A 13969-nucleotide genomic window follows, 5' to 3' on the forward strand; every position below is an offset into this window, starting at 1 on the left:
TTTTGTCTCTATCTTTTTTCATGCTTTTCCTTTATATGTTCCTTTACTGGCGGGTGCCGTTTATAGCGGCTGGATCGCCCGTTCCAACGGAACCGATCCGAAGGAAATCTTCCGGTCCGCCTTAACGGGGATCCGAGAAACACGCTACTTAATCGGAATCTTTCTGCTGATCGGAACCTTGATTCCGGTTTGGTCCGTCAGCGGCGTCATCGATGCCATGGTTTATCACGGTGTTTCTCTGATCACACCCCCTTTTTTGATCTTATTCGCTTTTTTACTTTCCTTGGGAGTCTCGATGTTGCTGGGAACATCCGTCGGCGCCATGAGTACCATGGGTATCGCTGTAATCGGGCTGACCCACGCTTTTCAGATGCCGGTAGGGCCCGTCGCGGGTGCGCTGGTTTCCGGCGCCTTTGTCGGAGACCGCACTTCCCCTTTGTCCGGCTCCGCTCATTTGACAGCAACCATGGCCGGTGCTCCGTTTTACCGGGGCTGGAAAGTCATCATAAAAAGCCTTTTTCCCGTTTTTCTCTTGTGTTTGTTCCTTTATGCCGGGCTGGGGATTATTTACGGCGACGTCCCCTTTCGAGCGGATGATTTAGCTCAGGTGCGGAGACAACTCCTCGCTCCTTACCCGTTTTTCAGCCCATGGCTCTGGTTGCCCCCGCTCTCCGTATTGATTTGCGCCCTGTTTCGCATCCCCGTACTGATCAATCTGGCACAAGGTGCCATCCTCGGCGCGGGGATCGGGCTCTTTCTCTACGACATCCCGCTGACCACTTTGTTGCAAACCGCATGGACCGGTGCCGAGCGGTACCGGCACCCGGTCGGGGGGATCTGGCCGATGATCCAGGCATTGGGGGTGATCATGTCGGCAGGTGCTCTTTACGGGACCATGCAATCCGCCTGCATCCTGGACCGGGTGAGTCAATCCATCACCCATAGCGCCTCAACGCCGGAACAACTCATGAGACGGACCGGTCTGTTCAGCGTGGCGATTGCCTTGCTCACCTGCAACCAAACTCTGTGCCTGATGATGCCGGGTAAGCTGATGCGCCGCTCTTACACTGAAATGGGGATGACTTCATCCCAACTGGTTCGCTCCATCTCAGACACCGGCATGGTAATGGCGGGCTGGATTCCCTGGAATCTGAATGCACTTCTCTGCGCCGCCGCCATCGGGGTCCCGGTCGTCCAGTACATGCCCTTCGCCTATCTCCTATTCCTTCTGCCTTTGTACTTCTTCTGGTCAACGCGAACAAAGAATACCGGATCTCGGAATCGACAGGTCAGCTCTCCCACTCCAATTCCATAAAATTCTAATCTAATTCCCCAGTGATTCAACCACACTAAAACCGATCAAGAATAATGGTGGGTTGAAACGATGGGTAAACGAACGATCAGTACGGTCCTCATATTCACTTTTCTGTCGATCACCCTGGTCGGCCCGGCCGCGGCACACGGAAAAACATCCGATACAAGTCCACCGGAGGCCCGGCGTCAGTTCCTTCTGGAAAAAATGGAAACATTGACGGGAATTCCCTGGTATCTTCTCGCGGCGATGGATCAATATGAACGGAATGTCCAACGAAGCCGACCGGACTTGAAAGAAAAAAAAGGTTTGATCGCAATCACGGTTCCTTCCCGTCTCTGGACAGGCGTGACCAATCCGGATCCGGAAGACACGATACCGGAATCGATTCTCTTTTTCGGCGGGATCGGCCGGGACGGCAACCGCGACGGAAAGGCGGACCCGAATAATGAACTGGATGTGCTTTATACCGTTACCCGTTTTCTGTCCCGTTATGGCCATACCTGGGACGATCTCCGGGAAGGCTTATGGAATTACTACCAACACCCGACTCCTATCGACATCATTACCCATATCGCCGAAGTCTACAAACATTACGGCACAACACAATTGGACGGAAATCATTTTCTGATGCCCCTCCGCTACAACTACACTTACCATAACACATGGGGTGATCGGAGAGGCTACGGCGGTCTACGCATCCACGAAGGTACGGATGTTTTTGCCGATTACGGCACCCCGGTGCTCAGCACCTGTTACGGATACGTGGAACTGCGGGGATGGAACCGTTTCGGCGGCTGGCGAATCGGGATTCGGGACCTGAAAAACAACTATCATTATTTCGCTCATCTCAGTCGCTTTAATAAAGATGTGAAAAAGGGGGATGTCGTGGCACCCGGAGAAATCATCGGATATGTCGGGTCCTCGGGATACGGTCCCCCCGGCACCTCCGGCAAGTTCCCCCCGCATCTCCATTACGGGATGTATAAGTTTAACGGAAAAAACACCTTCTCTTTCGATCCTTACCCCTATTTAAAAGCCTGGGAACGAGCCACTGCCAAAAAACAGCGGGATGCAAAGAAGAAAGAGAAAAAAAGGAGATGAATTCAACATAATCAATCCCCGGCTGTTTGCTGAGAGGCCGGGGATGATTCATGAGACAGGCAAGCTACCCGCCCGAGGGTTATTTTTGGATCCCATCGAACGGCACCGTATTTCTTATCATTGGAAGAATAATGAATGGTTCGTTCCCGGATTACTGTATGAAATGACAAAGTGTAAAGTGGTTAATGAAGAGGATGGATTCATGTACTTATGAGGACGATCCCCGTTAAAACGAATGGAATCATGCTCATCCAGATGGTGAATATCTCCATCCACTTCAACCGCCAACTTTCCAGCCATGACGGTCACAAATTCCACCACGCCCGGAGGATGGGCCTCTGAGAAATACTCCCCCTGAGGCTGTATATATCCCCGATAGAGCTCAAAAGAGCCGAAGGTAAATAAAGGCTCAACGACAAACCTGTCATCTGAACTCGTCAGATTAATCCCTTCCTTGCTCCGAACGATGGAAACATCGGTTTCCACGGATAATAAAGCCGTTACCGGAATGGATAACCCATTTGCAATTTTCCAGATCACAGATAGTGTAGGGTTGGCCTCCCCCCGTTCAATCTTCACCAAAGTTAACTTGCTGACCCCAATCTGTTTGGCTAATGCCTCCATGCTTAAACCTCTATTGACACGGATTTGGCGCAGTTTTGCACCCACACGTTTTCCCACATTTTTTTCTTCCCAAGGGTTCTCCATGTTCACCTTTTCTTTTCCTCCCATCTTTAATCAAAAAGATCTGGTGTTTTTAAGTTGGTTAGTGTATTATAATTAATCAAAGATAAATTTTATTATACCATGAGAGGATTCGCAGGGTTTGATCAATTCCCTGTCATCTGAATGGATCAGTCATATGATTGATTCAGGAAAATGAACAACAAACATAGAACAAGCCCGAGAGGTATTGAACGCTACCATAAACCCTCACTTCCCCACCCCGTTTGAACACCAATGATAAACATTCAATCGAAATTCCATTACCGGGCTGAAAGCCCTGATGATCAAGTGGATGCGGAAACTCATCGATTCGCTTTTCAGAAAGTGAGGCACCGCTCATGGAGTTGAAAACTCACGAAAACCCGCAAGCGAAAAAAACAGCGTTTCAACAAGGAATTTCGGCAGCTGTACCTATTATGGCGGGCTATCTGCCGATTGCCATTACTTTTGGAGTCATTGCTCAGCAAACCGGCATTCCCCTGATCCATTCCGTGTTAATGTCCAGTCTGGTATTTGCAGGGGCCAGTCAATTCATGGCGGTTAATATGTTAGGGGCAGGAGCGGGGGGGTTGGAAATAATCCTTGCTACATTCGTCCTGAACTCCCGACATTTTGTCATGGGTTTGTCTCTTATGAACATCTTAAGAAAAGCTCCGACCCCTTGGAAAATAGCCTTGTCTTCCGGAATTACCGATGAAACTTTTGCCGTCACTTCCCTACAGAAAGAAAAAGCCAACCCTTTATTTGCCGCAGGGCTCATCCTGACCTCTTATGCAGCTTGGGTGTCTGGAACCCTAATAGGTGGACTTTTGTCAAACATGATTCCCCCGAGTATCAGTGCAAGCATGTCCATCTCTCTTTACGCGATGTTTATCGGATTGCTCGTCCCGGCTGTCCGGGAATCCTGGAAGTGGGGTCTGATCGCCTTGATCAGCATGGGATTGAATACTTGGTTTGACATGTTTCTCAGCAGCGGTTGGGCCATTGTTTTAGCCACTATAATGGGCGGGGGGATAGGAGTCCCGATCGTTAGGAGGAAAAAGAAATGACCGGCCCTCTTCTTTGGATCATACTGGGTATGTCGTTGGTGACACTGGTTCCCCGCTGGTTACCTGTCTGGATTGTGGATCGATTCAGACCGCCCGAATGGGTTCATGATTGGCTGAATAACATCCCCTATGCAGCTTTGGGGGCCTTGATTTTCCCGGGAATTTTGTCCGTTGTAAAAGAAGAACCCTCGATCGGATTGATCGGGGGAATCGCAGCGGCAGGAATGGCATTTTTTCGATTTCACATTCTTTTTGTCATCTTCGGTGCCATTTTAACGGTTATCGTAGCTAAAGCCTTATTATAAGTTGTTTCGGCTTCTCTTACCGGCATGCCAGAGAAAATACGCAAAACCGCCCCACAGGCCGACAGCACCGACCAAGAACATGACCCAAGCACTGGTACCCATGTTTTATGCCCCCTCCTTATGAGGATCCACCAACTCTTCGTTGGCTTTCCACCTTTTGTTCTGTAAAATAATCGCGAAAATCAGGAGAGCCAACAGGACGCACCAGCCCATGAGAATCAGACCGCTGTACGGAAAACCGCCGTAGGGAACTTGATAGTCCGTGATTATGTTGGCAGCCAACATCGCCGCCAGTGCAACGGGAGTAATCACTTTGAGGGAGGCTACCCACCATCCTCCAATCCGGACATCGGAAACTTGGTTGATGTGGTTTTGCAGGGTGTTGAGCCGATTGGCAAACCAACCCACAAACAGGGTCATGGCCACAGCACCGATCAACAATCCATAGGTATTGACGAAATGGTCGATCAGGTCGAGATAGTTGATCCCGCCCTTGGTTGCGTAAAGCAAACTGACCAAAGCGGAGCCTCCGATGACAGCGTTAACGGCAAACTTCCGGCTGATATCGAATTTATCCCGGATGGCGGCGATCCCGGGTTCCAACAGGGATACGATCGAAGTGAGACCCGAAAAGACGAGTGACCCGAAAAAGAGGAAACCGAACAACGAGTTCAACCCGGGGAACTGGTTGATAATCTCGGGAAAAACAACGAAGGCCAAACCGATGCCGCCGGCCACCACTTCGTTGACACCTGTCCCGGACTGGGCGGCCAGATAACCCAAAGCCCCGAAGATCCCCAAGGCGACCATAAACTCAAAACCGGAATTCCCCAAGGCAGCGATCAGACCGCTGTTCGACAGGTCCGAATTTTTAGGCAGATAACTGGCATAGGTCATCATCGTGGCAAAGCCGATACTGAGGGAGAAGAACACCTGCCCGTAAGCGGCGATCCACACCTGATAGTCGGCAAGAGCGCTGAAATCCGGAGTCAACAACACATTGAGTCCATCAACCGCTCCCTCCAATGTGAGACCACGAATCGTAATCAGAATGATCATCACGATCAACACAGGGATCAGAATCCGGTTCAACCGCTCGATGCCGCCGTGCGCTCCGCGACGCATCACCAAGTAGATGAACCCCCACAATATCGCTAGGGGGAGGACCACTTTCCATTGAAGACCTCCGAAATTCCAGAATGTATCGGTCACACCCAGATACTGATGATTGAAAAATCCTTCCGTATTTTCTCCCCACTGTGTTCCGATCGAAAAATAAGTATAGCTGAAAGCCCAAGCCAAAATCACGATGTAGTAGGTGGAGATGAGAAAGGCCAACATGGCTTGCCACCATCCCAGCCATTCCCACTTCTGAGACATCCGACGGTAGGATAGAGGCCCGGAACCCCGGTAACGATGCCCCATCGAATACTCCAGCAACAAAATGGGAACACCCGCTGTCAGCAGAGCAAAAAAATACGGGATGAGAAAAGCTCCGCCACCGTTTTCGTAGGCCACATAGGGATATCTCCAAATATTCCCCAGACCGACAGCGGAACCGGCGGCGGCCAAAACAAAACCGGCTCTTGTCGCCCACTGCTCTCTCACTTGTGCCATGATTTTCAGTTACCCCCTTGAGAAAAATGGGATGAATCATGTTCTTTAGGTATATTCGACGTTTTCGGAATTAACCCTTTAGTGCAAAATATCCGTAAATAGTAAAAACTGTTCCCCGCCGGGCACAAACCCGGCGGGAAAAAGTCTTTAACCGGTTTTCTTAACTGTCATACTCTCCTCCCTGCTGTGCCACGACACGTTTTGCAAAATGAAGCCGGCAGTAAGAAGAACCAATGTGAGGCCCCATCCCATCACAATGAGACCGGTCAGCGGATAATCCTCATAAGGAGCCGCCAGCTCTTCCCTAACGTTCAGCACAGTCATGGAAATCAGAGCGATGGGGGTGATCACCCGGAGAGAAAAGCTCCACCAGGAGCCGATCCGGATATCCGATACCCCGTTAATATGGGACTGCAAATCAGACAGCCGTTTGACGAACCAGCCGACCAGCAACACTTCCGCCAAACCGGCGAGCAGCAGACCGTAAGCATTGATAAAATGATCAATGGTATCCAAATAGTAAATCCCGCCCTTGGTCGCGTAAAGAAGGCTGAGTGAGGCGGCAACCCCACAAACCCAGTTGACGGACCGGACCCGGGAAAGTCCCAGTTTGTCTCGAAGACTGGCGATGCCCGTCTCCAATAGAGAGATGGCTGATGTGATTCCGGCAAACATCAACGTGCCAAAGAAGAGAGCACCGAACAAAGAGTTGAACCCCGGAAATTCATTGAATATTTGGGGGAGGACGATGAAAGCGAGACCGATCCCGCTCGCCACCACTTCATCCACCCCGACTCCCTGCTTTACCGCCAGGAAGCCCAGAGCACCAAAGATACCCAATGAAGCCATAAACTCAAACCCGGCATTGCCCAAACCGGCGATCAGGCTGCCATTAGCCAAATCGGACCGGGGTGCCAAATAGCTGGAATAAGTGATCATAATGGCAAACCCGATACTTAAGGAGAAGAAGACTTGACCGTAAGCGGCGATCCATACCTCGGGATCGGCGAGGGCACCGAAATCCGGTGTCAAAAGGACATTGAGCCCTTCTGTGGCTCCAGGCAGTGTCACCCCGCGAATGGTAATCAGAATCATGATAACGACCAAAATCGGCAGTAATACTTTGCTGATCGCTTCAATCCCTTTTTTGGCCCCCCGTCGCAAAATCGCGTAGACAAAAATCCACACCAAGGCCAACGGGAGAAGAACTTTCCATTGTAGACCCCCGAAATTCCAAAAGCGATCGCTGGTTCCCAGGTAGGACTCATAGAAGAAAGCTTCGGTATTCCCGCCCCATTGGGCTCCCAGGGAAAAGTAGGTATAACTGAGAGACCAGGCGATAATCACCATGTAGTAGCTGACGATCACAAAAGAGACAATCGCCTGCCACCAGCCAACCCATTCCCATTTTTTCGACATGCGCCGGTAAGATAAGGGGGCCGACCCCCGATATTTATGCCCCAAGGCATACTCCAAAAGCAAAATCGGAATCCCCGCCGTTAACAAGGCGATAAAATAGGGAAGCAGAAATGCCCCGCCTCCGTTTTCATAAGCCACATAGGGATACCGCCAAATATTGCCCAGACCGACGGCGGAACCGACAGCGGCTACAATAAAGCCCGCTCGCGATCCCCATTGTTCCTTTGATGATTTCATGATATTTGCTACCTCCTGACTGTGAACGGCCATTGCATGAATAAGGCAAACGTATTTCTTTTTTTATTCTGAAAAAAGCGGGTGATAACGATTGGATCCCACTTCCAAGGCCGGAAGCGACAAAAAATCAGACGTTTTGTTTCTGTTGGCCGCATTTATAAGCATGCCAAAGAAAATAAGCAAACCCGCCCCACAGGCCAACGGCCCCGATTAATAACATCACCACGGCGGATGTGTTCATGATAACCCCCCCTCTTTTGTATGAATTGGTTGAATTTTTAATGTAAATAAGGTTTACCAGCTCCTAAACAGCTTATTTTCATGAAATTCTAACCCAAAGAAGAGCGAATGTCCATGCTCTGCGAACAATTTTTTTAAGAAAAGATACAGGATATAAATCCATTAAATGGATAAAGGAGAACGAAAATACCAACAAGCGCGGCCCTTCAACGCCGTCAGCCGCGCTTGCAGGTGAATGTCACCATATCGAGTTATCCTTCTTCCTTCCCCAGCAACTGCAAGATCTTCGCCGGTTGCAACCCCTGAATCGGCTGACCGCCAACCACCGTCACCGGAACCCCCAAAAAACCCATCTCCTGCACTTGCTCCAAGTATTCGGGATGGGTGGAACAATCCCTCACCTCAAAAGGGATCTCATGATCCTTTAGGAATCTTTTAACCAGGTTGCATTCCAGGCAATGAAGCTTGGAATAAACGACCACGTCCACCGGAATGACCTCCTTTCCCGTTTTCATGGTAACATAGATCGGGAGAAGAGCTGACTGCAACCCCTTTTCCGTGAACCTCTCGCCATTGAAAGGGCGAGCTTCTCGTTTCATCGAGCCGACTCCTGCCGCACTCTCCACGAAGGCCAGTTCCTGGCCTGATTGAGTTTGAAGAGGCTTTTTGTCTTGCGAGTTGCAGAATGTTGATGGCCGCATTGACATCCCGATCCTGTTCATAGCCACAAAAAGGGCAACGATGGACCCGTTCGGGATCGGGGTGGGGTTCAACACTCCGTTTCCTGTAAGGCACTCCGTGTGGAACTCCCAAACAGGGCTTTGTCACAACGCTTCTAATCATGAATTCATTCGTTGTTTCGTAAGGTAATGCTCGATACCCATCGCGCTGACACGACAGTCCAAATCGAGCGTCTCAAACACCGGATGATCCCCGGGTATGCCATGATCCGAAAGATATTGATGATAGCGCTCTTTCAGACGCCATTCGATCCCCTTGGCTCCTTCTCCGCCTTCTATCGCCTCCTCACCGTCCCGGAGAAAACGGGAAAGCTCTTGAAGGACTCGATTGTACACTTCCTTTGCCCCGACAGCCATCCCGAAATGGCCGAAATAGATCCGTTCCGCACCTGTGGACCGCAAGCGTTCGATCGAGGAGCGCATCAACTCCGGATCGAATTGATTGGGAGAAGTGGAAGGAAGATAGAGGTTCAACCCCCATTTTTCAACCTGGGGGTATCGAATGCCTACGGTATCCCCTGTAAACACCCCGTTGCTGACAGGATCAAAAATGCTGAGATGATGGGCCGCATGGCCGGGAGTGTCCATGAAAGTCAAGGTTCGTTCGGAACCGATCGCCAGGGTTTCGCCCTCTCCCTTGACCAGAATGCGGTCCTCCGGCACGGGCAGAACAGGATCGAATAAGTCGTCAAAGGATGAACCGTATACCGCCCGCGCTCCCCGGATCAACCGGGACGGGTCAGCCAGATGACGCGCTCCTCTGGGATGCACAATGACACGGGCCCGGGGACAATGCTTTAACAACAGCCCCACACCTCCGGCATGATCCAGATGGATATGGGTAACGATAATGTTCCGGATCTCCTCCGGACTTCGGCCCAGCTCTTCCAATCCCTTGAGTATATAGGATACGGATTGGCTCGTTGAAGTCTCCACCAGGGTCAACTCTTCCTCTTCCAGGACATAGATTCCGGTTCGATCCGGTACATTCAAATCATAACCATCGATCAGCCGAATCCCGTAACCCAAATCCTCCAGACGGTTCTCTCGCAAAAAATTCATCCTCCCTTTTTTCCCAATCTTTCTTTTTCTCTTATTTTACCCCAGAGGGTCGATTCTCTGAAACCCCGCCTCGATCCTATCCGGTCTCCCTTTCGGGCAACTGGGTCCCGCTTGGATCACCTGCCGATGCGGATCAAGCCGCCCTCCTGCCCCTTGTGAGAAAGTCGATCGTATTTTTGGTTTTTCACAGAGGAATCGGCCGTTCGGATTCTCCCCCCTTGCAACGTTTTTGTCATAAAGCTATCATAATGAAAGCGCTTAACAATGGATAAGGAGGGCGGTTGACAGATGTATAACCTGCAACAGGTTTGGAATCAGATGTGGACATGGAGTGAACAAACCAAAAACCTGTTTCGTTTCACGGCGGGTATGAACGCTTCCCCATCCCGGCAAGATTCTTCCTCCAACACCGCCCCGGCTTCCGGACGAGGGACTCCCCCCGCTTCCCGAAGGCAAACGGTCGGACTGATCTTGGGACCTCTCCTTTTTGTGATCACCCTCTTCGGGATTTCTCCGGAAGGGTTGTCGGAATCGGCTCAAGCCGTACTCGCTTGCATATTGTGGATTTCTACCTGGTGGATCACAGAAGCGATCCCGATTCCTGCAACATCGTTACTGCCTGTGATCCTCTTTCCTCTAACCGGTGCACTGGGAAGCGGTGAAACCACCGCCGCCTATGGGGACCCCAATATTTTCCTTTTCATGGGCGGATTTATGATCGCACTGGCCATGGAAAAATGGAATCTTCACAAACGGATCGCCTTGTCCATCATGTCTTTCGTCGGTACCCAGCCACAGCGGCTGATCCTCGGATCGATGACAGCCACCGGGTTTTTATCGATGTGGATCTCCAACACAGCCACCTCCATGATGATGGTCCCCATCGGAATGGCCGTCATCCGCCATGCGGCGGAATCTCTGAAGGAGAATCCTTCCGTCGACACCCGCCCGGGACAGTTCCCCTTCGGTACAGCCATGATGTTGGGAATCGCCTACTCCGCTTCTATCGGCGGGTTGGGAACATTGATCGGTACTCCGCCCAATGCCATATTCGCCGCTCAGGTGAAAAGACTGTTCGACGTGGAAATCTCCTTCGCCACTTGGATGCTTTTCGGTATTCCTTTGGTGGTCATCTTCCTGGGGGCGGCCTGGTATTATCTGGTTCAAGTCGCTTACCCGATGCCCTTTAAAAACTTACCTGGAGGTAAGAAGATCATTCAGGAGGAAATAAAATCCTTAGGGGCCACCCGTCCCGAAGAACGGGCTGTTTTTGCGGTGTTCACCCTCACCGCCGCCGCATGGATCACCCGGGATTGGGTGTTAAAGAAGTTCATCCCCGGAATCGATGACACGGTGATCGCCCTCAGCGCCGCCGTCACCCTGTTTCTAATCCCGGCCCGAAACCATCCCGACCGCTTTCTCCTGGATTGGAACACGGCCAAGCAGCTTCCCTGGGGAATCCTTCTCCTGTTCGGCGGCGGACTGGCCATCGCCGAAGGGATTACAAGCTCAGGGCTGGACCAGTGGATCGGTGAACAGCTGACACTCTTATCCGGTATGAATTTCCTGTTCATCGTAGCGATCGTCACGGCACTGGTGATCTTCCTCACCGAAATCACCTCCAACACAGCGACCGCCACGATGATGTTTCCGATTATGGCTTCCTTCGCCGCCGCTTTAAACGTCCATCCCTACGGATTCATGGTAGCCGCGGGTCTCGCCGCTTCCTGCGCCTTCATGCTGCCCGTGGCGACACCTCCCAATGCCGTAGTTTTCGGTTCCGGCTCCATCCAAATCGGTCAAATGGCTACCACCGGCTTCTGGCTCAACCTCTTCGCTGTCCTCATCATTACCGTCGCCGTCTACTTCCTGCTCCCCGCCGTATGGGGAATCGATCTGACAAACCCGATGGCCCGTTGAAAACGGCAAAACGGCGAAAGCACCCGGGCGGACCCGGTCAAACAACCCGTTGACGCCTGTACGCTACAGGTGTCAACTTTGATTTGAATGGAATTGATACCGTCAGCATCCTATAAAGCCGTTGACATCCTATAGAGACACCAAAAGAACAACCAAGCCGGCGGTTATGCGCACGGCTTGGTTGTTCTATCTTTGCCACCGAAGGTCGGCGGAGTTCTCATTATTGCTTCATACGGGGATCCAAGATATCCCGAAGACCGTCGCCGAGAAGGTTGAAGCCGAGGACGGTAAACATAATGGCCATTCCCGGAAAGATCATGGTCCAGGGCGCGGACTGGATAAACTGCCGGGAGTCGGAAAGCATCTTTCCCCATTCCGGTTCGGGAGGCTGAGCCCCCAAACCGAGGAAACCGAAAGCGGCGGCCTCCAAGACGGCTGTGGCAAAGCCCAGTGTTCCCTGAACCATAATCGGCGTCCAAGAGTTCGGCATGACATGTTTGAGCAGGATCCGCCAATCTTTCATCCCGACGGCCCGGGCGGCCAACACGAAATCCTCCTGCTTGACACTGAGTACCCGGGACCGCATCAGGCGGCCGAAATTGGGAATATTGATAATGGCGATGGCATACATCGCGTTTTCCAAACTGGGTCCCAGCATGGAAACAATCGCAATCCCCAACAGCAAACTGGGAAAAGCCAAAAGGGTGTCAAACACGCGAGAGATGATAATATCTTTCCAACCGCCGTAGTATCCGGCGATCAGCCCGAGAAGGGATCCGACGATGATGGAGCCCAGGATGGCAAAAAATCCGACCCACAGGGAGATACGGGCTCCATAAACAATTCGGGTGAATATATCCCGTCCCAGATCATCAGTACCGAACCAGTGCGCCGCCGAAGGTGCCTGCAGACGAGCGTCGGCATCTACTTGATTAAAACCGTAGGGAACCAGCAGAGGAGCGATTAAGGCGAGCAGGATAAAGAAAAGGACGATTCCTCCACCGATCACGGCGGAACGATGACGAAACAGCGAGCGCCAAGCGTCACGCAGGGAACTGTTTAGAGCTTCCCGCTCTTCCCCCTCCGTCTTCGGGTCCTGCGTCGTCACCGGTGAAGGTGTCGGTTGGGCTGACATCGAATTCACTCCTTCCCGTATTGAATGCGCGGATCAACGGCGGCGTAGAGAAGATCCACGATCAGATTGATCAGAACAAACAGGGTGGCGATGATGAGAATACCGGACTGAATCACCGGATAATCCCGATTGTTAATAGCGTCCACCAAATACTGTCCCACACCCGGCCAACTGAAAATCGTCTCCGTCAATACCGCTCCGCCCAAAAGCAGGCCCATCTGAAGACCGAACACCGTCAAAATGGGTATAAATGCATTTTTCAGCGTGTGCTTATAAATGACCAAAAACTCGCTGACCCCCTTGGCCCGAGCGGTGCGGACATAGTCGGAACGCATCACTTCCAACATGCTGGAACGGGTCATCCGGGCGATGATCGCCATCGGAATCGTACCCAAAGCGACAGCCGGCAAAATCATATGATTGAAAGCATCGTTAAAGGCGTAAAAATCGCCCTTGATCAGAGAATCGAGTAAGTAAAAATGAGTGATCGGCTCAAATCCCAGCCGGGGATCGATCCGTCCGTTGGATGGAAGCCAACCCAACTCCTGAGCAAACACCCACTGCTCCATCAACCCCAGCCAAAAAACCGGCATGGATACCCCGATCAGGGCGATCACCATCGCGGTGTAATCGACGGCTGAATTGTGCCGCCATGCGGATAAGATGCCCAGGTTCATCCCGAAAAAGATGGCGATCCCCATCGCCAACAAAGCCAGCTCCATCGTTCCGGCCAAATAAGGGCCGATCTCCTCGGCGATAGGCCTCTGGGTGATCAGAGATTCACCCAAATCCCCCTGCAACAGTCCCTTTACATACTCGAAATACTGGATATAAAGCGGCTGATCCAGGCCCAGATGGGTCCGGATTTTTTCGACAGCCTCCGGTGTCGCTTTATCCCCCAGAATCGCACGCGCCGGATCCCCCGGAATCGCGTGAACAATGGAAAACGTGATGATCGACATACCGATCAACACCGGGATGAGCATGAGCAGCCTTCGTACGGTATAAGCAAACACGATTTCACCAACCTTTCTCTGGAAAACGGCAGTTTCTCCTATGCTCCCCTGCCCGGTTGATCCAATCTGAAAAAGGGGAAGCATTGC

General features: G+C 51.6%; 14 protein-coding genes and 1 pseudogene. 5 read left to right on the forward strand and 10 right to left on the reverse strand.

All coding sequences use genetic code 11. From position 1 onward, the window contains the following. Window positions 1-178: 178 nt before the first annotated feature. Both CHM34_RS12725 and CHM34_RS12730 read left to right on the forward strand, forming a co-directional pair. The gene (locus tag CHM34_RS12725) at window positions 179-1315 is read left to right on the forward strand and encodes a Na+/H+ antiporter NhaC family protein (protein ID WP_141201704.1); all 1137 of its coding nucleotides are present in this window, start codon (window positions 179-181) and stop codon (window positions 1313-1315) included. 69 nt (window positions 1316-1384) lie between these two features. Continuing rightward, entirely contained in the window at window positions 1385-2416 is a 1032-nt protein-coding gene (locus tag CHM34_RS12730) for a M23 family metallopeptidase (protein ID WP_094264985.1), read from the forward strand. A 117-nt stretch (window positions 2417-2533) separates the two neighbouring features. Here CHM34_RS12730 and CHM34_RS12735 read toward each other — a convergent pair whose 3' ends face one another. Next, window positions 2534-3124, reverse strand: a complete 591-nt coding sequence (locus CHM34_RS12735) for a helix-turn-helix domain-containing protein (RefSeq protein ID WP_094265055.1) — start codon at window positions 3122-3124, stop codon at window positions 2534-2536. A 356-nt stretch (window positions 3125-3480) separates the two neighbouring features. Between CHM34_RS12735 and CHM34_RS12740 the strand changes: the two genes are divergently transcribed. Next, entirely contained in the window at window positions 3481-4191 is a 711-nt protein-coding gene (locus CHM34_RS12740; RefSeq protein ID WP_094264986.1) for an AzlC family ABC transporter permease, read from the forward strand. Then, window positions 4188-4496 (forward strand): AzlD domain-containing protein, encoded by a 309-nt coding sequence (locus tag CHM34_RS12745; protein WP_094264987.1) that lies wholly within the window; start codon window positions 4188-4190, stop codon window positions 4494-4496. The genes CHM34_RS12740 and CHM34_RS12745 overlap by 4 nt, the downstream gene beginning before the upstream one ends. On the opposite strand, the gene CHM34_RS19010 is transcribed toward CHM34_RS12745, so the two are convergent. The 7 genes and pseudogenes from CHM34_RS19010 to CHM34_RS12770 all read right to left on the reverse strand — a co-directional run bounded on the left by CHM34_RS19010 (window position 4491) and on the right by CHM34_RS12770 (window position 9802). Continuing rightward, window positions 4491-4598: a MetS family NSS transporter small subunit gene (locus CHM34_RS19010; RefSeq protein ID WP_141201705.1), complete on the reverse strand. Its 108-nt coding sequence runs from the start codon at window positions 4596-4598 to the stop codon at window positions 4491-4493. The two genes, CHM34_RS12745 and CHM34_RS19010, sit on opposite strands and share 6 nt — an antisense overlap. A gap of 3 nt (window positions 4599-4601) precedes the next feature. Beyond that, window positions 4602-6113, reverse strand: a complete 1512-nt coding sequence (locus tag CHM34_RS12750) for a sodium-dependent transporter (RefSeq protein WP_094264988.1) — start codon at window positions 6111-6113, stop codon at window positions 4602-4604. 147 nt (window positions 6114-6260) lie between these two features. Next, complete coding sequence (locus CHM34_RS12755; RefSeq protein WP_094264989.1) at window positions 6261-7769, reverse strand: sodium-dependent transporter; 1509 nt, start codon at window positions 7767-7769, stop codon at window positions 6261-6263. Window positions 7770-7896: 127 nt separating this feature from the next. Further along, window positions 7897-8010, reverse strand: a complete 114-nt coding sequence (locus CHM34_RS19015; protein ID WP_141201706.1) for a MetS family NSS transporter small subunit — start codon at window positions 8008-8010, stop codon at window positions 7897-7899. Window positions 8011-8260: 250 nt separating this feature from the next. Further along, the gene (locus CHM34_RS12760; RefSeq protein ID WP_240512006.1) at window positions 8261-8608 is read right to left on the reverse strand and encodes a glutaredoxin family protein; all 348 of its coding nucleotides are present in this window, start codon (window positions 8606-8608) and stop codon (window positions 8261-8263) included. Between the two features lie 91 nt (window positions 8609-8699). Then, window positions 8700-8852: pseudogene (locus CHM34_RS20195) on the reverse strand (zinc ribbon domain-containing protein); the annotation flags it as partial. Beyond that, the gene (locus CHM34_RS12770; protein WP_240512007.1) at window positions 8849-9802 is read right to left on the reverse strand and encodes an MBL fold metallo-hydrolase; all 954 of its coding nucleotides are present in this window, start codon (window positions 9800-9802) and stop codon (window positions 8849-8851) included. The gene CHM34_RS12770 and the pseudogene CHM34_RS20195, both read right to left, overlap by 4 nt. Window positions 9803-10099: 297 nt before the next feature. Between CHM34_RS12770 and CHM34_RS12775 the strand changes: the two genes are divergently transcribed. Continuing rightward, window positions 10100-11731 (forward strand): SLC13 family permease, encoded by a 1632-nt coding sequence (locus tag CHM34_RS12775; protein WP_094264993.1) that lies wholly within the window; start codon window positions 10100-10102, stop codon window positions 11729-11731. Window positions 11732-11951: 220 nt separating this feature from the next. Here the strand turns inward: CHM34_RS12775 and CHM34_RS12780 are convergent, their stop codons facing one another. Beyond that, entirely contained in the window at window positions 11952-12866 is a 915-nt protein-coding gene (locus tag CHM34_RS12780; RefSeq protein ID WP_094264994.1) for an ABC transporter permease, read from the reverse strand. A 5-nt stretch (window positions 12867-12871) separates the two neighbouring features. After that, window positions 12872-13882 carry an ABC transporter permease gene (locus CHM34_RS12785; RefSeq protein WP_206093805.1) on the reverse strand — a complete coding sequence of 337 codons (1011 nt, stop codon included), beginning with the start codon at window positions 13880-13882 and terminating at the stop codon, window positions 12872-12874. Window positions 13883-13969 lie beyond the last annotated feature (87 nt).

It is taken from the genome of Paludifilum halophilum, assembly GCF_002245355.1.
Classification (GTDB): Bacteria; Bacillota; Bacilli; order Thermoactinomycetales; family DSM-45169; genus Paludifilum; species Paludifilum halophilum.